Source organism: Rhodococcus sp. AG1013 (genome assembly GCF_003350365.1).
In the GTDB taxonomy this organism is placed as follows: domain Bacteria; phylum Actinomycetota; class Actinomycetes; order Mycobacteriales; family Mycobacteriaceae; genus Prescottella.
On record NZ_QQAT01000021.1, the window covers coordinates 56,093 to 79,888 of the forward strand.

Sequence of the window (23,796 nt, forward strand, 5' to 3'; positions counted from 1 at the left end):
CCCGTCACGCACATCGGCCCCGGCTGCCCGTCAACGGGCGGCCGGGGCCGATGCTCAGGTCTACCGATCGATCACCGACCGGTCCGCGTGTTACTGGTTGCGGCCGCGGCTCGGGCCGTCGAAACCGTCGTAGCTGCGGCGGTCGGTGCGGCTACGGAAGCCGCTCGAACGCTGCTCGGACGGCGCACCGCTGCTGCGGCGGTCTCCGAACGACCGGTTGTCGCGGTCGCCGAAGTCCCGGCGCGGGCCGCGATCGTCCCGGTTGCCCCGGAAGCCGCCGCCGTCGCCGTCGCGGCGGGGACCGCGGTTGTCGCGGTCGCCGAAGTCGCGGCGCGGGCCGCGATCGTCGCGGTTACCGAACGAACGGTTGTCGCCGTCCCGACGGGGACCGCGATCGCCGAAGCTGCGGTCGTTCCGGTCGTTCCGGTCGTTGCGGTCGTTGCGGAAGCCGCCGCCCCGCGAGTCGTTGCCGCGGAAGCCGCCACCGTCCCGGTTGTCCCGGTTGCCCCGGAAGCCGCCACCGTCGCCGTCGCGGCGCGGCGCACGGTTGTCGCGGTCGCCGAAGTCGCGGCGCGGGCCGCGGTCGTCGCGGTTACCGAAGGAGCGGTTGTCGCGGTCACCGAAGTCCCGGTGGGGACCACGGTCGTCCCGGTTACCGAAGTCCCGGCGCGGGCCGCGATCGTCGCGGTTACCGAAGGAACGGTTGTCGCGGTCACCGAAGTCCCGGCGCGGACGGTCACCCTGCGGGCGATCGTCCCGGTTGCCCCGGAAGCCGCCGTCACGGTTGCTCGAGTTGCCGCGGAAGCCGCCACCGTCGCCGTCGCGGCGCGGTGCACGGTTGTCCCGATCGCCGAAGTCGCGGCGCGGGCCGCGGTCGTCGCGGTTACCGAAGGAACGGTTGTCGCGGTCACCGAAGCTGCGGTCACCCTGCGGGCGATCGCCGTAGCTGCGCTGGCCGCTCGGACGATCGTCACGCGAACCGAAGTCCCGGCGCGGGCCACGGTCCCCGAAGTCGCGGCGCGGGCCGCGATCGTCACGGTTGCCGCCGCGGAAGCCGCCCTCGCGGCGCGGACCACGGTCGCCGAACGACCGCTCACGGCGATCGCCGCGGCCGTCACGCTCGCTGCGGAAGTGGCTCTCGCGCACCGGTTCTCCACTGGGGGTGCGGGCGCCGGTGATGGTCGCGAGCTCCTCAGAGCCCGGTGCCACGGGCACCGCGGTGGCGTTGACGCCGGCCATGCCCGTCAGACGACGGAACTGGCGACGTTGGTTCGGCAGCACGATCGCGGCGACCACACCGGCCTCGCCGGCGCGCGCGGTGCGACCCGCGCGGTGCAGGTAGTCCTTGTGATCGGCCGGGGGATCGACGTGCACGACGAGGTCGATGCCGTCGACGTGGATGCCGCGGGCCGCGACGTCGGTCGCGACGAGCACCGGGGTGCGGCCGTTCTTGAAGCGCTCGAGCACGCGGGTGCGCTGGTTCTGCGCCTTGCCGCCGTGCAGGGACTCCGCCGCCACACCCTGCTCACGCAGACGTTCGGTGATGCCCTCGGCGCCGAGCTTGGTGCGCGCGAACATGATCGTGCGGCCGCCCTCACGCGACGCGATCTCCGCGAGGACAGCGTCCTTCTGGCCACGATCGACCAGCAGCACGTAGTGGTCCATCGTGGTGACCGAGGCGCGGCCGTCCTGCGTGGAGTGCAGCTCGTGCTCGGGCAGGAACTCGCGGACGAGGGTCTTGACGTCGTTGTCGAGCGTCGCCGAGAACAGCAGCCGCTGGCTCTCGTCGGGGGTGTCGCCGAGCAGCGTGCGGACCTCGGGCAGGAAGCCCATGTCCGCCATCTGATCCGCCTCGTCGAGCGCGGTCATCTCGACGGAGTCGAGGATGCAGGTGTTCTGCCGCAGGTGATCGCCGAGACGACCGGGGGTGGCGACCAGGATGTCGACACCGCGGCGCAGCTGATCGACCTGCTTGGTGAACGGCGTGCCACCGACAGCGGCCTTGACGTTCAGGCCGATCGAGCCCGCGTACGGGGTCAGCGATTCGACGACCTGGAAGGCCAGTTCGCGGGTGGGCACCAGGACGAGGGCGCGCGGACGCTTGGGGGCGGGGCGGTCGTCGTGGCGGGCGAGGCGGGCCAGCATCGGCAGGCCGAAGGCGAGGGTCTTGCCCGAACCGGTCTGGGCGCGGCCGAGGATGTTCTTGCCGGCGATGGCATCCGGGATCGCCATGGCCTGGATCGGGGACGGGCTGATGATCGAGTTCCGGGCCAGCGCGGCGACCACGGGCTCGGGGAGCCCGATCTCGGCGAACGTCAGGCCGGGCGCCTCGTCGGTTTCGACGGTGCCGTCGGCCTCGGCCGCGTCCTCGGCGGACTCGGTCTCGGAAACCTCAGGAGCTTCGGTGGTCTCGACGGCGTCGGCCGTTACCTCGGTGGTCACGGTGTCGACCGTGGTCTCGGGAATCTCGACTGCTGGCTCGTTCTCGTTTCGAGCAGCGGAATCTTGGGCAGCATTAGTCACGCGGAATTACCTCTCCGGACGTCGGGCACGTCGCGGAGCGGGCTGTCACGCAGCCGCACGAAGAGACGAGCCAGGGCACAATTCACCTGGCCATCCGAGCGCCTTGCGCGGGTGAGATGGGGCTGTGTGCCTACATTGATTGATCGGACCGCGATGGCGGTCGCAAACGAGTGTACGCGATCTCGATCGGTGTCGAGGATCCGGCACGGCGCTGTGACCAGCGTTACTGCGCGCAATCAGCGATGGGACACCGAGAACAGGCGGCTCAACTCGACCAGCCACGGCACGGCCACGGCGATCGTGGGGATCACCAGGATCGCGGCCGCACCGATGTATGCGGCGACGGCGATGCGGACGTCTCCGGTCGGGTCGGTGAGGCGCTGCACACGCACCAGCGTGCTCGGACCGCCGACGGCCATCGCCCCGCGCGGTGCCGTGGAGCCCGCGCAGGTGACGAGCGCGCGGGCCAGTGGTGCCGGGCCGGTCACCTTCACCGCGGAATCGTCGGCGAGCAACTCGACGAGCAGTTGCACCGATCCGAGTGCCGACTTGGAGCGCGCGACCCGCGGGAAAGCTTGGTGCACAGCGGTGAAGGCCTCGAGCACGAGGTCGTGCCGGGCCCGCAGATGCGAACGCTCATGGGTGAGGATCGCGGTGATCTCGGCCTCGTTCAACGAGTTCAGCGTGCCCTCGCTGAGGACCACCCGCTGCCGGAGCCCGGGCAGGCAGTACGCGATCGGTTCCGCGGCGTCGAGCACGCGAACGTCCGAGATGCGGCCCAACGCGGACGATATGTCGACGTCGCCGCGATCGAGGAGATCGACGAGCATCCGGTGGCGGGCGCGGCGTCGCCGGGTGTGGATCGCCACCCGCACGATCGAGAAGATCAGCCGTGCACCGATCAACAGAGTCAGTCCGAACACGACCACGTAGAGGATCCACAGCGGAAGCCCCAGCGCGTCGATCTCGGCGGTCGGTTCCGTGGTGGGTCGGCCGTCCGGGCCCGGTACGAGCAGCCGGCTCGCGATGGCGAGCCCGGAACTGAATGCCGACAGCACGGCGGCCAGCGCGACGGCCTGCCACAGCACCAGGGCCGCCCGCGGGGAACGGAACGTCCACCGTGCGCGGCTGAGCAGGGCCGGCACGGGTCCCGTGAGAGCGAGCGCGAGCACCCCGAATGCCAGCGCCGTGGGGGCGTTCATCGTTTACATGTCATGGCAGGTGAGGGGTCTCAACTCGCGCGGCCGGTGCCCGGGCGGAGACCGGTCGGGCGGACCGGATCGCCGGTCTGCACGGCCTTGTCCGACTCCGACGCCTCGAGCGCGGCGAGAGCCTCACGCAGCGCGGCGGCCTCGTCGGCGCCCACCTGTCCCACGAAATGCACCAGTGCGGCGGCGCGCTCACCGGACGCGTCGGCCTGCTGCAGGGCATCGACCATGAGGCTGGCGACCAACTCGTCGCGTCCGTGCACCGGAAGGTACCGGTGGGCGCGGTCGTCGCGCTGCTGGATGACGAGGTGCTTCTTCGCCAGACGCTGCAGCACGGTCATCACCGTGGTGTACGCCAGCTCTCGTCGTGCGGCGAGTGCCTCGTGCACCTGCCGCACCGTCTGAGGTTCCGACATGGACCACAGGTGGTCCATCACCGCGCGTTCGAGCTCGCCGAGTCCAGCCATGCTGCGATTCTACGGACCGCCCGCTCCGAATGCTTACTACTGCCAGTAGTAAGTTTCGGCGCGTCGGTGTGGTATGGGTCGCACCGCCCCCGCGGCGCGGTATACCGGTGGGGGAAACGTCAGGGGCGGAGGTCCGATGTTCGGCTGGCTCGATCGTGTGTCCCTGGTGTCCGGGCCGCTCCCGGTGATCGTCGTAGTGCTCGGCATCCTCGGGGCGGGCTGGCTGTGCGCCGATCGCCGCCGGTGGTTCCTGCGGTGGGCGCTGCCGCTGTCGATCGTCGGGGCGGCCGCGATGACCGCGGCCCTGTACGTGATCGTCGAGCACGTCTGGCGGCCGTTCCCCGATCCGGTCGAGAAGCCGGTCTATCTGTGGATCGGGGTCGGGTTGTGGGCGGTGCTGCTGCTGGTCCCGCGGATCGTGGCCGGGCGCCGGTGGATGATCCCCGTCTCGGTCCTGGCGGCCGCTACGGTGGTGCTAGTCGCGGCGGTGCAGATCAATCAGGTGTTCTACGCCTATCCGACGGTGGGTACGGCGCTCGGTCTGCCCGACCCCGACCGTATCGACTTCGCCGAGGTGCCCCCGCCGACGGGACCGGTCGTCACCGGTCGCCCACTCGAGGATGCGTGGGCGCCGCAGGTCCCCGGCGGCATGCCCGACAGCGGACGGTACGCGTCGGCGCCGATCCCGGGGGAGATGTCGGGATTCGCGGCGCGCGACGCGGTGGTCTATCTCCCGCCGTCGTATTTCGTCAGTCCTCGGCCGCTGCTGCCGGTGCTGGTCCTGCTCGCCGGGCAGCCGGGATCGCCCGAGGACTGGCTGAACGGCGGCAAGCTGGCCGCCACGATGGACGCGTTCGCGCGCGCCCATCACGGACTCGCGCCGGTCGTGGTCGTGCCGGACGGCACCGGGTCGCAGCTCGCCAACCCGTTGTGTATGAACTCCAAGCTCGGGAACGTCGCCACCTATCTGGCGGTCGACGTGCCCGCGTGGACGAGGTCGCATCTACAGGTCGACCCGGATCCCCGCTCCTGGGCGGTGGCCGGTCTGTCCTACGGCGGGACGTGCGCGCTGCAGTTGGCGACGAACTACCCACAGGTGTATCCCACGTTCCTCGACTTGTCGGGGCAGGAGGAACCGACGCTCGGGGACCGGCAGCGCACCGTCGACGAGGCGTTCGGCGGCGACGAGGCCGCCTTCGTGGCGGCTAATCCGATGGATCTGATGAAGACGCGTCGCTACCCGGACACGGCGGGGATCATCGTCATGGGCGACCGCGACGACGCGTACCGCGGCGGCGCGAAGAAGGTGTTCGAGGCGGCGAAGAACGCGGGCATGGACGTGCAGTACGTGGAAGTACCGGGCGCCCACAGCTTCTCGGTCTGGTCCACGGGTCTACGGGAGGAACTCGACTGGCTGGCGAAGAGGATGGGGCTGATCTCGTGAACACGCTGCGGCGGTACGGGCGGCGGGTCGTCGACCTGCTCCGGCACGGTGTCACCGGCGCCCCGGTCAGCGTCACGCTGCTCGCGGTGATCTGGGTGCTGGGCTTCGCGACCGCTTCGCTCGTGCACGGCCCCACCCAGCTCGTCGATCGGCACCTGGCGGTCGGGATCGGGCCGATCGAGCACTGGCGGCTGTGGACTCCGTTGACCGCCGGTCTGTGGGCGTCCGGACTTGCCGGCTATCTCGGTGCGACCGTTCTCGTCTTCCTTGTCGCGGCCCCGATCGAACGACGGATGGGGTCGGGACGGTTCGCGGTGTCGGCCGCGGTCACCCAGGTGGCGGGGGCGGTCCTCGGCCTGGCTGTAGCGACCGTCGTCAAGATGCTCGACTCCGACTGGGGTTTCCGTCTGCACATCGGGACCGCGGTCGGCCCCACCACCTGGATCGTCGGCGTCGTGATGGTCGCCAGCGCGTCGATGGACACGCTGTGGCGCCGACGCATCCGCGTCGGACTGTTGGCGCTGACGATCACGCTGGTGCTGTTCGCCGGACAGTTGCAGGACGTGATCCGGTTGGGTGCCGTCGTGGTGGGCCTGTGTCTCGGGCCGTGGATCGTGGGCCGGTCCGCGCGCGGGCCCCGGATCTCGGGGACCCGGCGCGAGGGGCGGGTGCTGGTCGCGATCGTGGTCGCGGCCACCTCCATCGGCACCATGCTCGCGGCGCTGTCGCCGCACGCCGTCGGGCCGCTCGCGGTGCTGCGCGACCTGTTCCGGGGCGTGCCCTGGACGGCTGCCGAGGTGCGCGAGATCTGCGAGGCGTCACAGACCGATCCCGACTGTCGGCGCGGCGAGCTGGACCTGCGGCTGTCCGGCATCGGCCCGACGCTGCTCAGCCTGATGCCGTCGGTGTTCCTGCTGGTGCTGTGCGACGGGCTGCGGCGCGGCCGGCGGTTCGCGTGGATCGCGGCCACCGTCGCGCAGGTGGTGCTGTTGGCGCTGTCGCTGTTGAACTTCGTCGTCCGCTACATCGACGTGGCCGACGAGGAGACGCTCTTCTACGGCCTGGAATCGCCCAATGTCTACCGCACACTCATCCCGTTCCTGACCCCGCTGGCGCTGGTGATCCTGCTGCTCGCGACGCGGAAACTGTTCGATGTCAAGGCGCCCCCGAAGACGTATCTCCGGATGTCCGCCGAGCTGGGGGCGCTGGTGGTCGGGCTCGGTGCCCTCTATGTCCTGGGCGGGATGTGGGCGCGGGGCGGCTTCGACCGCCGGCCGACTATGACGACACTGATCGCCGACTTCCCCGAACGTCTGGTCCCGCCGGTGTACCTGCAGATGCTCGATCCGCGGCTGCTGCCGGTCGACTGGGCGTCGACCTTGCTCTACGAGTGGACCGGCGTCGTGTTCTGGGTGGTGGCCTGCCTCCTGGTGGCGGGCACATTCCTGCGACCCGCGTACGGGGCCGAAAGCGGCGCGGCGGAGCGGGCCCGGGCGATCCTCACCTCCGGGTCGGGCAGCGCGCTGTCGTGGATGACGACCTGGCACGGCAACTCGTACTGGTTCGGCGCCGCCGGCGACAGCTACGTGGCGTACCGCGTCATCGGCGGTGTCGCGCTCACCACCGGAGGGCCGGTCGGCCGGCGCGACCGGGTGCGGGACGACGTGGTCGGGTTCGCCGAGTTCGCCGCGTCCAACGGCTGGACACCGTGCTTCTATTCGGTGACCGGGGACGTCCGGGCCGCGGCCGAGGACCTGGGCTGGGTGGGTGTGCAGGTCGCCGAGGAGACGGTGCTGGATCTGGGCTCGATCGCGTTCACCGGCAAGAAGTTCCAGGACGTGCGCACCGCGCTCAACCGCGCCGCGAAGTCGGGGATCACCGCCGAGTGGATCAGCTTCTCGACCGCACCGCTGTCGATCACCGACCAGATCACGGCCATCTCCGAGGAGTGGGTGGCCGACAAGGGGATGCCCGAGATGGGGTTCACGCTCGGCGGGCTGCAGGAGATGGACGACCCCGAGGTGCGTTGCCTGATCGCCGTCGACGAGCAGCGCACCGTGCACGGGGTGACGTCGTGGCTGCCGGTGTACCGCGACGGCGTGGTGGTGGGCTGGACGCTGGACTTCATGCGCCGGCGCGCCGACGGTCTGCACCAGGGCTTCCGGCCGGCGATGGAGTTCCTCATCGCGTCGGCCGCGATCACGCTCGAACAGGAGGGCGCGGAGTTCGTCAGCCTGTCCGGGGCGCCGCTGGCCACGGTGCAGCAGGGCGACGACACCGTCACGGCCGCGCCCGCGGGCGACGTCCGGCCGGGCCTGTCCGAGGCACTGGACTCGGTGCTCGAGGTGCTGGGCCAGACCCTCGAGCCGGTGTACGGGTTCCGGTCGTTGCTTGCCTTCAAGTCGAAGTTCCAGCCGCGGTACGACCCGATGCACATGTGTTTCCCGGACCCCGTCGCGTTGCCGAGTATCGGCAACGCGGTAGGCCGCGCCTACCTGCCCGAGGTGTCGTTCGGGCAGGGGGTGCGCCTGGTCCGGACCCTGATCCGGCGGTGAACCCGGTGCTTCGGCTGTTACTTTCGCCGACCCCGCTTCTGCCGGGCAGGATTCGGTCGGGCGCCTGGTCGGGGCCCGGCGGCCGGCCGTCGTTCGGCAGTCTCCAACTGTTTCGCCGATTCCTCCCGGTCGATGCGGGCGAAGACGAGGTGCTGCTGGCCGTAGGTCCAGACGTTGTTGCTCACCCAGTACAGCAGGATCGCGATCATCAGGAACGGTCCGCCGACGAGGACGCCGAGTGGGAAGCCCCACAGCATCAGCTTGTTCATGATCGCCGACTGCGGGTTGGCCGCCGCGTCCGGACGCTGCCTCCGCACCGATGCCCGGGCGTTGAAGTGGGTGGCAAGGCCGGCGAGCACCATCAGCGGGACGGCCACGGCGGCGATCGTGGCCACGGTGGGGACTCCGCCGTACGGAGCGAATGACGCCAGGGTGCTCTGCGGACTGGCGATCGCCGCGGAGATCGGTGCACCGAACAGACGGGCGCTCAGGAACGACTGGACATCGGTGGCGCTGAAGATGTAGTTCGGGGTACTGGCGTTGGCTTCGGGAGTCATTCCGAGTTGGCCCAGCCCGGTTCCGGTGCGGTTGAACGAGCGCAGCACGTGGTACAGACCGAGGAACACCGGTACCTGCACCAACACCGGCAGGCACCCCATCAGCGGGTTGAACCCGTGCTCCTTCTGCAGTTTCTGCATCTCGGTCGCCTGGCGTTGCCGGTCGCCGGCGTACTTCTGCTGCAGGGCCTTGATCTGCGGTTGCAGTTCCTGCATCTGGCGGGTCGTGCGGATCTGGTTGATCGCGGGTTTGAGCAGCAGAACGCGCAGGGTGAAGACCAGGAACACCACCGCCAGCGCCCAGGCGAATCCGTTGTCCGGGCCCAGGATCGAGCCGAACGCCTTGTGCCAGAACCACAGGATCGCGGACACGGGGTAGTAGATGAAGTCGAGCATGGTGAGCACCTCTTTGCTGCACGACGCGGCGTCACACGGCATCGTGCGGGTGGGAGTTCACGCCGGTGTCCTGTGCGGACTCGTGACGGAGTGGAAAAGGGACGGTCGACCGAGGCGGCCGCACAGCATCAGCGGTGCTATGCGGCGGCGAGGACCTGTCCGGGTGCTCGAGGCCGACGGGGGCGGCCGGGGGTGTCGGGGGCGCTCTGCCTGCGGAACGCGCCACGCAGCCGCTGCTCTTCCCGGGGTGGGCCGGAGGCCGATTCGGTCAGCGAGTGCAGTCGGGGCAGCACACTCTGCCCGGCCACGGCGAGCAGAAGAAGGACCGCAACCGTGGCGCCGACGACCGCAGCCGGCCCGTCGATCGCCGTTGCGGCAACCACCAACGCCAGCACGGCCATCCACGTGAGCTGAACAAGGGTCAGCCGGCGCGTGAATACAGACCGGATCCGTGCCATGCGACAAAGCTTAGCGAGCGATCTCCCACGTTCGCAGGATGCGGCGTTACGTCGAGGAGTTCGCTCAGCGATGACCGGATCCGGCATGGTCCTCCGGACGCCTCGCTCCCGGGGTCGTGCCGGTGTCGTTTCGGGGCCCAGGCCGGCGGGCGAGGGTGATGCACGTGATCGCGGTGACTGCCATTGCCGCCATGCCGATGCACGCTGCGCTCGTGTAGGCGTCGTCGGTCGGGAAGAGTTCCCCGGCAGGGGTGCCGGCGGCGAGCATCAGGCCGCCGACAGCGCTTCCGATGGAGAACCCGACACTGCGCACGACCTGGTTGAAGCTCATCGCGCTCGACGTCTCACTCTTCGGGGTGACGGCCAGAATGACTGCGGGCATCGCGGCGGAGAAGCTCCCGACACCGAAGCCCAGGATCGCCATCGACACCAACACTGCGGTGAGATTCGAGCGGGCAACGGCAAACAGGGCGAAGGCGCCGAGCACGACGATGGCGGTAGCAGCCAGGAGCGCGGGTCCGCCGATTCGGTCCCGCAGGCGAGGAGTGAGTTTGCCGGAGACGAAGCCCATCAGGGAGAACGGAACGAGGACGAGACCGGCGACGAAGGTGGAGAGCCCGAACCCGTAGCCGGCGCCGTGCGGCGTCTGGGCGTAGCGCGTGATGAGGGTCACCAGCAGGTACATGCCGATGCCGCCGACGAACATGGCGGCGTTGGCTCCGGCCACGGCCGGGTGTCGTATCAGCCGGACATCGACAAGGGGCGCCTTCGCGTGGCGTTCGTAGGCCGTCCAGACGCCGAGCAGGAGCACCGCGACGACCGCCAGGGCCACGGCGAGGCCGAGATGCCGGTTCCACAGGCTCGTCTCGCTGGCGAGGAGAAGAACGAGGAGCAGTCCGGCGGCCAGGAGCAGCGCGCCGGGTACGTCCACCCGGGCCGAGCGCCCTTCGGGCGGCACGGGCATGCTGCGCAGGGCCGCGACTAACGCAACTGCGGTGACGACCACGCCGAGCCCGTAGGCGGCGCGCAGGCCGCCGAGCTCGGTGAGCAGTCCGGCCAGGGGGTAGCCGACGCCGATTCCGATGGTGGACGCCACCGACACCAGCGCGATCGTCGAGACCGCGCGATCTTCGGGAAGATGGTCGCGGGCCACACCCATCATCAGCGCGGTCAGCCCCAACCCGACACCTTGTGCGGCCCGGCCGACGAGCAGCCAGGCGAACGGCAGGGGAAGGGCGGTGAGCACGCTTCCCGCCACCACCACCCCCAGCGTGACGAGAATGGTGCCCCTGCGATGCGGGCCGGCCCCCAAGCGGCCCAGGACGGGCGTGGCGATGGCGCCCGTCAACAAGGTGATGGTCAGCGTCCACTGAGCGCTGGCGAGCGAGACATGCAACGTGGTGGCGACGCTGGTGATCAGCGGTGCCCCGAGGCTGCCGACCGCGGCGACGACCAGGGCGATGAACACCAGCGAGGGAACCAACAGGACGGAACTGTTCTCGGGCCGCTCCGCGGCGGTTCTCGAAACCCGCTGCCTGCCATCGGGTCCACCCGTCTCCTGGCGCTGCTCCATGCGCCGTAGATTACGGAGCCCGACAGTCGGGCGTGATCACGCGCGGTTGTGCCGGTCGCGCCAGTCGAGCCACGGTCGCAGTGGGCTCAGGTTGTAGTGCGGGCCGCCGATCGTCCACGTGAAGAGGGTGAAAACCAGGTCGAGCAGCTGTGGTGGTGTGGTACCGAGCTGTGGTGACACGGGTGCGCTGCGTTCGATCTCGTGAGGATCGCGGCCGGCGGCCGCGCAGTACTCGTCGAGCAGGGTGTTCTTGCGGCCGAGGGTGTCCAGATCGCCGATCCCGTGCCAGATGTCGGCGTGGCGGGCCACCATCGGGAGCGTCTTCTTCTCGCCGCCGCCGCCGATGAGCAGAGGGATCTTCCGAACCGGGGGCGGGTTGAGCACCGCGAGGCGGTGTTCGATGCGTGGCAGCGCGGCGGCCAGATCGTCGAGGCGGCTGCCGGCCGTGCCGAATGCGTAGCCGTACTCGTCGAAATCCTTCTGCGCCCATCCGGATCCGATGCCGAGGATGAGCCGTCCGTCGCTGATGTGGTCGACCGTGCGGGCCATGTCGGCCAGGAGGTCGGGATTGCGGTAGGCGTTGCACGTGACGAGCGGGCCGATCGCGATCCGGTCGGTGGTCTCGGCCCACCCGGCGAGGGTCGTCCAGCATTCGAACGTCTTTCCGGTCAGGTCGCCGGACAGGGGGTAGAAGTGGTCGTAGTCGAACACGATGTCGACGCCGAGTTCTTCGGCCTCACGCACGGTTCGGCGGATGGCGTCGTAGTCGGCGTGCTGGAGCTGGATGTGCAGTCCGATGCGAACCGGATGTGTCGCGGTAGCCACGGGAGCGCCTCCTGATGTGGGGTCAGCTCCTCCCAATCATTGCGGACCGGGAACCGGGAACCGCAACGAAACGACACCGAATCGACGCACGTGGAAGGGGCGGGGGCCTCGTCGCGGCCGCGCCGATTGGTTGACGTGGTTGACTGTCGGGTGGCAGGGTGTGGTTGACAAGGTTGACGGGCGAGAGGACTGGGCAGTGACGTCGTTGGTCGAGCAGGAACGCGAACTGATCGAGTTGCTCACCCGGCGGGTGCACAGCACCTTCGCGGCCGCGGCCGAGGCGGGGGTCCCGGCCGAGACGTTCGCCGACGTCGAGGCGATCGCCGACGCAATGTCGGCGGCCCTGCCCACCAGCCACGTGTACGACCAGATCGTCGGGCCGTTCTACGACACCTCGGGTCTCACCCGCTGGTGGCGGGTGAGCCGTCAGGCCGTGAGCAAGAAGGTCGCCACCAACGCGCTGATCGCCTGTCGGCTCGACGACGGCCAGTGGGTGTACCCGGTGTGGCAGTTCACCGCCGGCGGCGCCGTGCATCCGGCGGTCGTCGAGGTGTGGCGGATCCTGCGCGGGGCGGCGGACGCGTGGACATGCGCGTTGTGGCTGTGCACGCCGCAGGACGCGCTGGACGGCCGCTCCGCCGCGGACTGGCTCGTCTCCGACGGCCCCGTCGAACCCGTCCGCGTCGCCGCGCGCGCCGACGCCCAACGGTGGGCTGCATGACCCGTGAGGTCGTCGCGCTCGGTCCGCCCGGCGCGAGGTCGCTCGACGGATTTCCCGGGTGGTCGCTGACCACCCGCCGACGGCTGCTGCGCGGGCATCGCACGGCCAACGGCGCGTGGTGGTTCGCGTCCTCCGGCCGCGGCCGATTCGACCTCGACGACCCGCACGGCACCTGCTACGTCGCCTTCGACGAGCGCACCGCGATCCGCGAGACGGCGGGGGAGGTGCTGGCGTCGCTCGGCGTGATCACCGACGAGTTCGCAACGGAGCGTTCGCTGTCGGAGCTGCGGATCCCCACCCGGCGGCAGTTGGCCGACACATGCGCGGAGACCGCCGCGGATTTCGGCGTCACCCGGGAGCTGTGCACCGTCACGCCCTACGACGTGCCCCGGCAGTGGGCGACCACGCTCGCGGCGCAGTTCGACGGCGTCCGCTACCAGAGCCGCTTCACCACCGGATCGTCCGCGAACGCCGCCGCGCTGTTCGGCCCGGCGGGTGCGCGCGACGACTGGCCCGCCGACGACGCCCCGGAGCCGTTCGCCGCCGCCGCGCGCCGATGCGGGTTCACCGTCGGGGCGATGCCCCGGGCCGTGCGGATCGTGCAGCCACCCGGACAGTGACGGCCGAGCGCGCGTCGCGGCGGCTACCCGTCGCTCGGGGACGCCGCGAGTAGGCCGAGACGCCGCAGATCGGCGATGTACTTGTCGATCAACGACTCGGTCAGATGCGGCACGTCCGCGAACCCGTCGATTCCCGCCGATTGCACTGCGGCGCGGAACTGTTCGGACGGCGGCTGCGCCTCGGGCCTCGCGGGCGCCGGGTGCGCGTAGGCGCTCAGCAGGGGCCGCACGGAGTGCTGTCGCTGGTTGTCGGGCAGCGACTCGATCGCAGCCTCGAAGCGGGCGAGCCAGTCGTCGTAGTGGGCCCGTTGCCGGTGGCCCGCCGCGTCCAGTCGGTAGAAGGATCGCGGCGCGATCCCAGTGGCCACCAGGCTCAGCATCAGGCGGGTGAACATGTCGGGCACATTGAGCTGCCCGGCGTACCGGCTGTGCGCGAGAATCATGTCCGACCGGAACACCGTGACCGGGAGCCCGCACAGGTCGTGGGCCTCGCGCAGGAGAACCTCGCCCGCCCACTTGCTGGTGGCGTAACCGTTGGCGTACGACGCGTCGAGTGCGCGGGACGGGCTCGCGGCGCGGACGTCGACGTCCTCGCCGATGAACCCGCCGCCGGGCAGGGCGGTGACCGCGACCGTCGAGATGTAGTCGACGGGCTTGAGCCGTGCAGTGATCGCCAGCCTGACGATCTCGGCGGTGCCCACCACGTTGGGGCCGAACAGTTGGCTGTAGGGCAGCACGTGATTGACGAGGGCCGCAGAGTGCACGATCAGATCGACCGAGTCCGCGAGTCGGCTCCACGTCGGCTGGTCGAGCCCCAGATACGGATCGCCGACGTCCCCGGCGAGCACCTCGAGATGATCGTCGGCCAGGGCGCGGAACCGCACGGACAGGTCCTCGTCGCCGCTGTCGATCGCGGCGACGATCCGCTGCCGGGCCTCGGCCGGATCGGCGCCGCGGGTGATGCAGATCAGCGTCCCACCGGTGCGGGCCAGCCGCTCGAGCCACGCGAGGCACAGGAAGCGGCCGAGATACCCGTTGGCCCCGGTCATCAGGACGGTGTCCACCGTCCCGGTCGGCGCGGGCAGCGACGGCGCGGCGGCCAACGTGGCGGCGTCGATGAACGCGTCCAGGCGCAGGCCCTCCGCGCGGGCGATGGTGGCGCCGCGGCCGTGCACCGACGCGAACGTGGGCCGGGTCGCGGCCGAACTGCGTTCGCCGTCGAGGTACTTCGTGATGGTGCCGAGGGTCGCGATGGGGCTCACGATCGTCTGCACCGGCACATCGACGTCGAAGAGCTGTTCCAGTGTCGTCGCGAACGTGAACGCGGCCAGCGAATCTCCGCCGAGGTCAGCGAAGCCGGCGTCGTCACCGTCGGGAATGTCCGCGTCCGGCACCCCCAGTGTGACGGCGGCGGCGCGGCGCACCGCCTCGAGCGTGGGCAGGTCGGCAGCGGCGGCGCGCAGTTCCGCGAGCCGGGTGTCCTGTCCTGCGGCGATCTCGTCGTACATCGCTTCGAGCCGCGGCCCGTACAGGTCCGCGAGGGCGGGGCGCAGCAGCTTGCCGATCCCGGACAGCAGCCCGTTGTCCCGAGTGAACGGCTCGGATTCGAGCAGGAAGTCGCGGGGGATCTCGTAGGAATCGAGGTCGATGTCGTCGGCGATCTGCTGGAGCGAGGCCGCGATCAGGGTGTGCGCGTCCCCGTCGCCGACCGTGTCGGGGTTCGGCACGATCACCGCGAGCAGGAACGACTGTTCACTGCTGCCGTAGATGAAGATCTGCCGCAGGTACGGGCTGGTGGAGTACACGGATTCCAGCTTGGAGATCGCCACGAACTCGCCCTGCGAGAGCTTGATGACGTTGTTGCGTCGGTCGAGGTAGACGAGACGGTCGGGCGCGGTCTCGGCCATGATGTCGCCGGTCTTGTAGAAGCCGTCCCGGTCGAAGATGCTCGCCGAAAGTTCGGGGTGCTTGTAGTAGCCCGGGATCAGGTTCGTGGACTTCACGCACAGCTCGCCACGCGGATACGGTTCGTCGCCGGTCAGGTAGCCAAGCTCGGGGACGTCCACGAGCTTGTAGTCGGTCACCGGGGGCCGCAGGATCCGGCCGTTGCGCAGGACGCCGCCGCCGGTCTCGGTGGAGCCGTAGCCGTCGTTCACCGTGACGTCGAGCGTCGATTCGACGAAGGAGTGCATCGCCTCCGACAGGGGCGCGCTGCCGCACAGGGCCGTGAGCACCCGTCCGCCGAGGACGTTCCGGCGCAGGTCGGACTTCACCGCGTCGGGGCTCGCGCCGGGAGGCCGACGGTCCAGCTCTCTCCGGTAGCGCTGGAAGATCATCTCGCACACGCGCGGAACCAGATTCAGGGCGGTGGGGCGCGCCAACGCGATGTCGTCGAACAGCGAGGACATCGCGTTGCGCGCGGCGAAGTACCCGGTGCCGCCCGACGAGAGGGTGGTCACCAGCCATCCCAGCCCGAACACGTGGCTCAGCGGCATGTACTGCACGTGGATCGCCGGCACCCGGCCGTCGACGTCCGCGTCCGGACCGCGCGACCGCTGCCACATGCGGGTGACCATGTCGGTGGTGTACATCGCCCCCTTGGGGGCGCCCGTGCTGCCCGACGTGTAGATCAGCATCGCGAGCGGATCGTCGTCCTGCGCGGGGACGAACGCCGGAACCGCCGGCAGCGCGGCGCCCCGGTCCAGTTCCTCGGCCAGCACGCGGGGCGCCGTCTCGGCGACGATCGGTGCGAGCTGCCTTGCCGTCGAGCTGGACTGCAGGGGAACCGACACGGCCCCCAACCGGATGCAGGTCAGATCGATGACCGCGTAGTCGATGCTTGTGAAGCCCAGCACCGCCACGAAGTCACCCGCGCGGACACCGCCCGGCAACTCCGCCTGCCACGAACGGGCCAGGGCGGCAGCCCGCTCTCGCAGTGCACGGTAGGTGATCGTCTCGAACCGCGGCAGCAGCGCGACGGTGGTGCGGCCCGAGTCCGGATCCGTGGTGAGCGTGTGGGCCCGGCGGCCGAGCGCGGGACGATCGGCGTAGCCGTCCAGATACGCGGCCACGACCTCCGACAATCGCAGCCCGCCGCGTCGCGCGGCGGCGGTCACGGCCAAGTCGGGTGCCGCGGCCCGGAACTGCGGGTCGGTGGTGGACAGGTCCTCGACACGGTGGACGAGGCGCTCGTCCACAGGGGTTTCGGCGGTCATGGTGCCTCCCGCCGCCATTATCCGCGCGTCGCGGGTCCTCTCAACCGAGCTGCGGGCAGGACGGGGCCGGTTCGCCAGACCGGGTCAGGCATACCGGTCAGGGTTCGACACCGATCTGCCACCGCCCGGATCGGCCCACAAGGCCGGTCAGGTCCGCGGCGTCAGCGCGACCTTCCGGATCTTGCCTGCCGGCGTCATCGGCAGGCCGTCGACCACCTCGACTCGGTCGGGCACCTTGTACTTGGCCAGAGTTCGCCGGCACCGTTCGATCAGCCACTCGGGGTCCACCGCAGCACCGGGTGCGGGCACCACGAAGGCGTACCCGGTCTCGCCGAACGTCTCGTCCGGCACCCCGATCACCGCGCACAGCGCCACCGTCGGGTCCGCGGCCAGCACGTTCTCGATCTCCGCCGGGTAGACGTTGTATCCGCCGCGCACGTACATCTCCTTGCGGCGACCGAGCAGGCTGACGTGCCCGTCCTCGGACATCGATGCGACGTCGCCCGTCGCGAGCCAGCCGTCGGCGAGGAATGTCGCGGCCGACTCGTCGGGCAGCTGCCAGTAGCCCGCCGCTACGCACCCGCCGCGGACCTGCAGCTCGCCGACCTCCCCCGGGGAGAGTGGGGTGTTCCGGTCGTCGACGATGCGGCCCTCGAAGTCGCCGGTCATGATCCCGATGCTGCGGCCGACCGTCTCCAGAGAGTCACCCGGCGGCGAGATGACACAGGCGCCGGAGGTCTCGGACATACCGTAGAGGTTCGCGATCCGGACGCCGTCGAATCTCGCCGCGACCTGCTCCGCCAGGGCCGGTTCGAGGTTGGACCCGCCGACGACACACAGGCGCACGCTCGACATGTCCATGCCCGCAAAGGAGTCCGCGCCGAGCACCATCTTGTACATGGTCGGGACGCCGACGAACATCGTGACCCCGGTGTCCGCCATCACGTCGACCACCAGATCCGGATGGAACCTCGGCAGCAGCGCGATCGCGCCCCCGGTGACAAGGGTTGAGCCCAGCGTGCAGGTCAAACCCCCGACGTGGTTGAACGGCATGACACCGAGGATCACGTCCGCCGCAGACTGCTCGAACCGCTCCACCTGTGCGACGGCCGAGGCGAGCAGGCTGGCGTGAGTGATGGTGGCGCCCTTGGGCGTCCCGGTCGTTCCGGAGGTGTAGAGGATCACCGCCGGATCCGTGGGCCGGACGGCCTCGGCGGCGCGGGCGAGCATCGCCGGTTCGGGCTCGGTGGCTGCGAGGTCCGCCCACCGTCGTCGGCCTGGGGCCTCGTCACCACCGAGGAAGACCAGATGCTCGACCGTCGGGATGTCGGGTCGCAGCTGGTCGAGGAAGGGGCCGAACTCGAATCCGTTGGACTCCGCGTCGCAGATCAGGGCGCGGGCCCCCGACTGCGTGAGCATGTGGGTGAACTCGCGCTCGCGGTAGACGACGTTGAGGGTGACCAGCACCGCCCCGATCTTCGCCGCAGCGAGGTGCGCGACGATCCAGTGCGGTGAGTTCGTCGCCGCGATCGCGATGCGGTCGCCGTGGCCGAGACCCAGACGCAACCAACCGGTGGCGACGCGGTCCGACTGCTCGTCGATCTCGGCGTAGCTGAACGCCTCGCCACCGAAGTGGACGAACGTCGACTCGGGTGCTGTCGCGACCCGAGCGGCGAGCATCGTGGAAATCGTCGACCCGTTGTCAATTCCTTTGTCCATCAACAATTCCGATCAGTCGTCGTGAGAGCGCGGACGGCCACCGAGACCGGCGCAGTGACGGCGGTCACATCAGTCGAATTGCGTCACTGTAAGCGGGTCCACCCAACTAAGCAAGCATGTGTGCTTGTTTTTCTGAATGCCGCAGATCCGACGCTGTCGGAGGGGAACGCGAGTCAGGTTCGAAAAGTCGTCAACTGGGGCTGCGGGCAAACCCCTTTCGTGCGATGGTGACTCGTGCAGGGGGTCAGGTGACCGGAGCGGGGCAACGGTGCAGGTACGCCCGGCCGGGTGGCCGTACACCGACCGGGGCTCATCGACACCGATATCTCCGCTGATGAGGTGCCGACGTGGCCAGGACCGCAGTTCGGAACGATCGGAACGCGTCGAACCCCTGCCGCGCAGTCGGATGCGCAGGCACAGCCGTTAGCGTGACACCATGGAACTTGGGGTGCATTTCGCGCTTTCCGACCGCGTGGCAGCGGAACTTCTCGGCGCGCGTGGCGACGACGGCAGGCTCGGCGCGGTGGTCGAGGACATCGAGGAGACTGGGCGCTCCGAGTTCTCTTGCGACACGGACAAGGCGTGGGACCCGATCCTGTGCTCCCTCTCCAGCGCCGGGTACCAGCGCGCGCCCGAGCACTGGCCGGCATACGGCGTGATCCTGGGGGATGAGGACCTCAACACGGACACCGACGACCAACTGATCACCTACCTGGCGCCCGACCGGGTCGCCGAAGTCGCCGCGTATCTGGCCGGCATCACCGAATCCGAGTTCGGCGCAGGCTACGACGCGATGCCGCTCGACGATCGCAATCCCGAGTACGGCGCGGACGAGCGCGCATACGCCTGGGGTTGGCTGCAAGAAGTGATCGACTTCTTCCAGCGCGCCGCCCGCGACGATCGGCACGTGGTGTTCACCGTGCGGTTCTGACCGCCCGCGGCGCACCATCGCCGCACCGGTCCCGATCTTCCGCACCCGCCCGCCCGGACCGGGGGCAGATCACACTGGAGTCGAATTGGCGACAGTCGGCAGGGTGTCCCATAGACGATCGGATGGGTCGCGTAGCACCGTGGTGGTGCGGATTCGCCGCTTGTACCGACAGCGGTGTCGGTAACACCTACGCCCGCTGCGCGATCGACTTGGCAGGAACTGTCCGACGTGGGGGAGGATCGGAATGCTGAAGAAACTGGTGGTGAGTGCGGCGATCGCGACGGGTATCGCCGTGGCGGCGGCGCCGCAGGCGAGTGCGGCGGATCAGGCCTACGTTCCGCCACCTGGGTACGAGCTGAACACGAGGTATTTCAAGCTTCCGTGGGAGCCCAGCAGGTCGTGGGACAACAACTCGAACCTGCTCAGTCCGTTCGGCACGAGCGACATCTACTGCCACACCTGGCCGGGGGCTGTGACCGGCCCGCTTCCGCTCGACTGCTTTCAACTCGATCCGTGGCGGCAGACGCATCAGCTGATGCGGGTCCCGTTCGCGCAGAACTTGCACATCGTCAATCCGGTTCCGACCCCGCCGGGGCAGCTTTCGGGGGCGCTGGGATCGTCCTGACACGCGTCCGCGCGGCAGCACGGTGGCCATCAGGCTCGGAAGCCCGTTGACCAGTACGAGAATGGCGACAACGATGGCGATGCTCTCTCCTGGCCGTGGGTCCCAGATTTCGTTGCCAATGGAGAGCGCACCGGCGATGCTCGCCGAGTTCGGGCGTGGGAGGGAAATACTCGTCCCAACTGTCGGCGGCAGTCTCTGACCACATGACGGAGGTTCATTGCTCCTGCACTCGCCAGACAGTAGAGCCGGGGACCGACAGGCACGTACTACTCGCCGCGGCTCCATTCCTTCACAGGATCTTCTCGCCCGCCCCCGCCCCCGCCTCGATCACCGCCGACTTCGAGTCCTCCGTGACAATCCATCGTCCGCCGCTTCGCCTGTCGTGCGTCAAGTATCTGGCAGGGTCGGCGAAGTCCTTCGCGTGCGAAGGGGGAGCAGGTGACTGTCACATCCGTCGCAGCAGCTGCCTCTCCGGCAGGCGCGGGACCGGGCAGCAGGTCCGTCCTGCGGTGCCCGCGATAGGTTGGCGGTATGGCTACTCTCCCGGTCTTCACCGATCGTGCCCTGGGAACGAAGGCTCGCATCGCAGGCCTGACCGGCTCGTCGGCGCTCGCAGCGGCGGCATTGGTCCACACGGCGGGGGGCCTCGGTTCGGCATGGCCGATGCGCAGCCGCGCCGATTTGGCCCATGCCGTGGTGGGGAGCGACGCCATGCCTGATGCCCGAGCCTGCTTCGCTGTTGCTGGACTCGCAGCGGCGGCGGCCGCGTTGGTGGCGGGAGTGGGCGGGATGAGCAGGGCCGCAACGGTGGCGAGGGTCGCCTTGGGCGCCGGCGTTGCAGCGCGCGGCGTTGCAGGCGGACGGGCAGCCACCAAGGTCCTCGGTCTGGAAGAACCCTCACCACGCTTCGTCCGGTTGGACAACGCGGTGTACCGGCCGCTCTGCCTCGGTACGGCCGCAGCCATCCTCACCGCCGCAGTCACGTACCCGGAATCGACTGAGCGCTCTTCGATGGTGACTGGAGGTGGCTACTGCGCCTCAGCTCGACCCGTCCGGCGGCGCTCGGAGAGGACCCATGCCGCCGACTCACGGACGTCGACGTCGGCGGCAAGCCGAGTGAGGAGATCGTCGACGCCGGGAGCACGCCACGCGGCATCGGCAAGCTGAGCCAGTAGAACGTTTCGCGGTTCGAACGGGCCATCCATCTCATGCGGCCTACGCTCACGCAATCGGGCCGCCCCGTAACTACCGAAAGGCGCGCATCCTTCACACGTACACGGCGCTGTCCCATGTGCATCAGGAAAGTACCGCCACCCCGGCGAACGCGGCGCCGGACGGATCTGCCTGATCTCGCCAGCTTGGATGCCCCTGGGCACGAACACCTCCCAGCCGCGAGGATCGTCCAAGCGACGCACGACGGCCGCAGCTTCCGCCGCGTGACAGGGACGAGCCCTGTGGTTGTAGACGACTTCAAGCCCGCCTGGCGGACGCGCTGCGACCGGCCAGTCTTCGTGCATTGTTTTCTCCCGAGTTCGTAGACCGGCAGACGGTAGGGGAGAAACAGAGGGTCCAAGCTCCCGCCGCCTAGCATCGTTTCGAGTCGGCGACTGACGCCGACCGGAACCAGGGGGCGATGGTGCGCTGGCTGATTTCGATTATCGCCGTGATGGGACTGGCGGGTGCACTTCCGCTGGCCGCACCGACGCAGGCGCACGCGTGCTCGTGCGTCTACGACCCTGACGGACCCCAGATCATCGACCTGGTCTCGAATGCCGCGTCGGTCTTCACGGGTGCTGTCACCGCCGAGCACGTCGAAGATCAGACCGCGTTCTACGAGTTCGAAGTCCGCGAAGTATTCACAGGTGACATCGGCACGACGACAACGGTTTCGTCCAGCGTGCAAGGCGCTGCTTGCGGCCGTAGTTTCGAGGTCGGCACCGAGTACATCGTCTTCACCTCCACATACGAGACCGCCGGCGCCCAGTGGTCGGTCAACAGCTGCTCAGCCACAACGCAATCGTCGAACGACCGAACCCGTGAAGCTGCGGTCACGGTCTACGGGGAACCCCGACCACCCACCCTGAGAAAGGCCCCCGTCGCGCAAGACGGAGCACCTATGACGATTGAGGGTACCGGGACCGAACGTAACCCGCTGCTACCGTGGCCCGCCATCACCATCACCGCTATCACCACCGCGCTGGCAGCGATCCTGCTTTATCGACGGCGGCGGCACCACCAGCGATAGGCCCTCATCCAGAGCGCGGTGGCCGTGCGGGGCTCGGGCCCGGCTCCGCCGCCGTCGGTGCAACCTACCTGGGCATCCGGCGCCAGATTGCTTGCGGCAGCATGTGCGCGGCGAAGTAGGCTGGGCGGGTCAGGGCAGGAACCCATATTCGGATCCGATTGTTGCGCAGGCCTTTCACGACCGCGTTCGCGATTTGACCGGGGGTGCTGGGTAGTGGAGCGGGGCTCATGCCTTCGGTCATGCGGCCGATGACGAATCCGGAACGCACCAGCAAGAGATGAACGCCGCTGCCATGCAGGGCGTCTCCGAGTCCGCTGGCGAATCCGTCGAGGCCGGCTTTGGCCGATCCGTAGACATAGTTGGCCTTGCGTACCCGTATGCCCGCTACGGACGAGAAGACCACGATCTGGCCGCTACCTTGAGCACGCAGCAGATTGGCCAGCACGGTGAGAACGCTGACCTGCGCTACGAAGGTGGCAGCCGTCAGGCATTGTCTAGACAGACCCGCTACCGGTGGCTGATTCCGGCACGAGCCCGATCGGTCAGGGGTCGTGCCGCTGACAGGAGAGTTTGAGACGAGCGCCTGGGGAAAACAGCGCGAACTAGACATATTGCCCTTATTTTCGACGACCGACCAGGCGGATTCAGCCTCGCTGATCGCACGTGCACTGACCTCGGTTCGAACGTAATCGATGAAGATTCGCCATCGATTCCGAACCGTGCTTGATCGGTGGGCACGCTGACATGCGTGCTCCACCGCGCTGGCCAGGCGGTCGATGCTCTCGAGGTACGCAAGGCGACGAGGGCGTGGGAGGTCGCTGAGTCGAGTGATGGTGGGGTCGTCGGTCAGCAGGGCCCCGACATCGGGCGGTGCGTCATATTCACTGGTGGACCACGAGGACCGACGACACGGGGTCCGCTCACGCCGAGTCCGGGATACACCGGTAACGCGAGGTTTCGGGTGGGTGGGCGTCCGATAGCCGCGTCGACGAGATCCGCAGCAGACTTCAATCCGAGACCTCGATGTTGTTCACGCAGCGCCTTGATCGCCGAGATGCGGTCCGATGTCGATGCGATCGCCGACTCCACATCCGAGGCCGGAACATCCTCGGGTGCAACGAACGTGAGTTCAGGCTTTCTTCCTCGGGTCAAGCCGAAGCGCTTGCGCCACAAAGTGATGGCTTCGGTCGCGAAGGCGACGATGCCTCCTGCGACGACCACGACGACAACCCAGTTCCATACAGTCGGGTGCTCGACGGCCTCGCCAACGCGGGAAGGCAGAACAATCAGAGGGAACAGGACTGTGCCGACGGTAGCGGCCCATCGCTGAATGACCTCGCTCTCGAGTACCTGCACGACCTTCGACATTCCACCCCTGGGCGATCCCGGTTCGATATCAACGAAGTTCTGAGGAGTCGGTTGGCGGCCGGCGCGAGAATCATCCTGCACGCGCTTACCCACGGGTCGCCCGAACGACCTTCACGACTGAGATTTCAGTTCGCGACGGTGCCCTCGTACCGGTGCACGAGGTATGCGTCCGCACCAGCAACAGGGCCGCTGTTCACCCACCGTGGCGGCCCGCACGATTCCCGCGTGGCGGCGGTCAGCGACTGCCAGGTACTGCGAGCAAGGCGGTCGATCTCGGGTTGCGGCACCTCCCGCCGCTCGATGACATCGAATGCGATCGTCTTCTGGTTCACACCCATGCCCGCCA

19 protein-coding genes and 2 pseudogenes are annotated in these 23,796 nt (G+C 69.0%); 8 read left to right on the forward strand and 13 right to left on the reverse strand.

The window, feature by feature from the left end:
• Positions 1-90 precede the first annotated feature (90 nt).
• From DEU38_RS22040 to DEU38_RS22050, 3 genes are all read right to left on the reverse strand, one after another.
• Entirely contained in the window at positions 91-2,442 is a 2,352-nt protein-coding gene (locus DEU38_RS22040; RefSeq protein ID WP_258558100.1) for a DEAD/DEAH box helicase, read from the reverse strand.
• Positions 2,443-2,759: 317 nt separating this feature from the next.
• On the reverse strand, positions 2,760-3,725 hold the full coding sequence (locus tag DEU38_RS22045) for a M56 family metallopeptidase (RefSeq protein WP_114723536.1): 966 nt from the start codon (positions 3,723-3,725) through the stop codon (positions 2,760-2,762).
• A 29-nt stretch (positions 3,726-3,754) separates the two neighbouring features.
• Positions 3,755-4,198: a BlaI/MecI/CopY family transcriptional regulator gene (locus DEU38_RS22050; RefSeq protein ID WP_114723537.1), complete on the reverse strand. Its 444-nt coding sequence runs from the start codon at positions 4,196-4,198 to the stop codon at positions 3,755-3,757.
• A 136-nt stretch (positions 4,199-4,334) separates the two neighbouring features.
• Here DEU38_RS22050 and DEU38_RS22055 point away from each other — a divergent pair, with 136 nt between their 5' ends.
• Positions 4,335-5,642, forward strand: a complete 1,308-nt coding sequence (locus DEU38_RS22055) for an esterase family protein (RefSeq protein ID WP_114723538.1) — start codon at positions 4,335-4,337, stop codon at positions 5,640-5,642.
• Entirely contained in the window at positions 5,639-8,197 is a 2,559-nt protein-coding gene (locus DEU38_RS22060) for a DUF2156 domain-containing protein (protein ID WP_114723539.1), read from the forward strand. Before DEU38_RS22055 ends, DEU38_RS22060 begins: the two co-directional genes overlap by 4 nt.
• Before the next feature lie 17 nt (positions 8,198-8,214).
• On the opposite strand, the gene yidC is transcribed toward DEU38_RS22060, so the two are convergent.
• The 4 genes from yidC to DEU38_RS22080 all read right to left on the reverse strand — a co-directional run bounded on the left by yidC (position 8,215) and on the right by DEU38_RS22080 (position 12,006).
• Positions 8,215-9,150, reverse strand: a complete 936-nt coding sequence (yidC, locus tag DEU38_RS22065) for a membrane protein insertase YidC (RefSeq protein WP_114723594.1) — start codon at positions 9,148-9,150, stop codon at positions 8,215-8,217.
• A gap of 137 nt (positions 9,151-9,287) precedes the next feature.
• Positions 9,288-9,608 (reverse strand): DUF6412 domain-containing protein, encoded by a 321-nt coding sequence (locus tag DEU38_RS22070; RefSeq protein WP_114723540.1) that lies wholly within the window; start codon positions 9,606-9,608, stop codon positions 9,288-9,290.
• Between the two features lie 64 nt (positions 9,609-9,672).
• Entirely contained in the window at positions 9,673-11,181 is a 1,509-nt protein-coding gene (locus DEU38_RS22075) for an MFS transporter (protein WP_114723541.1), read from the reverse strand.
• Positions 11,182-11,217: 36 nt separating this feature from the next.
• Positions 11,218-12,006, reverse strand: a complete 789-nt coding sequence (locus DEU38_RS22080; protein WP_114723542.1) for an LLM class F420-dependent oxidoreductase — start codon at positions 12,004-12,006, stop codon at positions 11,218-11,220.
• Between the two features lie 196 nt (positions 12,007-12,202).
• Here DEU38_RS22080 and DEU38_RS22085 point away from each other — a divergent pair, with 196 nt between their 5' ends.
• Together DEU38_RS22085 and DEU38_RS22090 are read left to right on the forward strand one after the other, a co-directional pair.
• Positions 12,203-12,727 carry a hypothetical protein gene (locus tag DEU38_RS22085; protein ID WP_114723595.1) on the forward strand — a complete coding sequence of 175 codons (525 nt, stop codon included), beginning with the start codon at positions 12,203-12,205 and terminating at the stop codon, positions 12,725-12,727.
• Positions 12,724-13,347, forward strand: a complete 624-nt coding sequence (locus DEU38_RS22090; RefSeq protein ID WP_114723543.1) for an RES family NAD+ phosphorylase — start codon at positions 12,724-12,726, stop codon at positions 13,345-13,347. Before DEU38_RS22085 ends, DEU38_RS22090 begins: the two co-directional genes overlap by 4 nt.
• 23 nt (positions 13,348-13,370) lie before the next feature.
• Here DEU38_RS22090 and DEU38_RS22095 read toward each other — a convergent pair whose 3' ends face one another.
• Positions 13,371-16,562 (reverse strand): AMP-binding protein, encoded by a 3,192-nt coding sequence (locus tag DEU38_RS22095; RefSeq protein ID WP_114723596.1) that lies wholly within the window; start codon positions 16,560-16,562, stop codon positions 13,371-13,373.
• A gap of 147 nt (positions 16,563-16,709) precedes the next feature.
• Positions 16,710-18,281 (reverse strand): class I adenylate-forming enzyme family protein, encoded by a 1,572-nt coding sequence (locus tag DEU38_RS22100; protein WP_114723544.1) that lies wholly within the window; start codon positions 18,279-18,281, stop codon positions 16,710-16,712.
• Positions 18,282-18,717: 436 nt separating this feature from the next.
• Here DEU38_RS22100 and DEU38_RS22105 point away from each other — a divergent pair, with 436 nt between their 5' ends.
• The 3 genes and pseudogenes from DEU38_RS22105 to DEU38_RS29880 form a co-directional block, all read left to right on the forward strand.
• Complete coding sequence (locus DEU38_RS22105; protein ID WP_114723545.1) at positions 18,718-19,212, forward strand: DUF1877 family protein; 495 nt, start codon at positions 18,718-18,720, stop codon at positions 19,210-19,212.
• Between the two features lie 244 nt (positions 19,213-19,456).
• The gene (locus tag DEU38_RS22110) at positions 19,457-19,837 is read left to right on the forward strand and encodes a hypothetical protein (RefSeq protein WP_114723546.1); all 381 of its coding nucleotides are present in this window, start codon (positions 19,457-19,459) and stop codon (positions 19,835-19,837) included.
• A 531-nt stretch (positions 19,838-20,368) separates the two neighbouring features.
• A pseudogene (locus DEU38_RS29880) lies at positions 20,369-20,788 on the forward strand (DUF3995 domain-containing protein); the annotation flags it as partial.
• Positions 20,789-20,865: 77 nt separating this feature from the next.
• On the opposite strand, the gene DEU38_RS29420 reads toward DEU38_RS29880, so the two are convergent.
• On the reverse strand, positions 20,866-21,042 hold the full coding sequence (locus DEU38_RS29420; RefSeq protein WP_174910416.1) for a hypothetical protein: 177 nt from the start codon (positions 21,040-21,042) through the stop codon (positions 20,866-20,868).
• A 428-nt stretch (positions 21,043-21,470) separates the two neighbouring features.
• On the opposite strand from DEU38_RS29420, the gene DEU38_RS22120 reads away from it, so the two are divergent.
• On the forward strand, positions 21,471-22,082 hold the full coding sequence (locus tag DEU38_RS22120) for a hypothetical protein (protein ID WP_114723548.1): 612 nt from the start codon (positions 21,471-21,473) through the stop codon (positions 22,080-22,082).
• 64 nt (positions 22,083-22,146) lie between these two features.
• On the opposite strand, the pseudogene DEU38_RS22125 reads toward DEU38_RS22120, so the two are convergent.
• The 3 genes and pseudogenes from DEU38_RS22125 to DEU38_RS22135 form a co-directional block, all read right to left on the reverse strand.
• Positions 22,147-22,554 (reverse strand): annotated as a pseudogene (locus DEU38_RS22125) (SDR family NAD(P)-dependent oxidoreductase); the annotation flags it as partial.
• A gap of 374 nt (positions 22,555-22,928) precedes the next feature.
• A complete protein-coding gene (locus DEU38_RS28655) occupies positions 22,929-23,450 on the reverse strand; it encodes a hypothetical protein (protein ID WP_181818897.1) in 522 nt (173 codons plus the stop codon).
• A 125-nt stretch (positions 23,451-23,575) separates the two neighbouring features.
• Positions 23,576-23,788 (reverse strand): hypothetical protein, encoded by a 213-nt coding sequence (locus DEU38_RS22135; RefSeq protein WP_114723550.1) that lies wholly within the window; start codon positions 23,786-23,788, stop codon positions 23,576-23,578.
• Between the last annotated feature and the right edge of the window lie 8 nt (positions 23,789-23,796).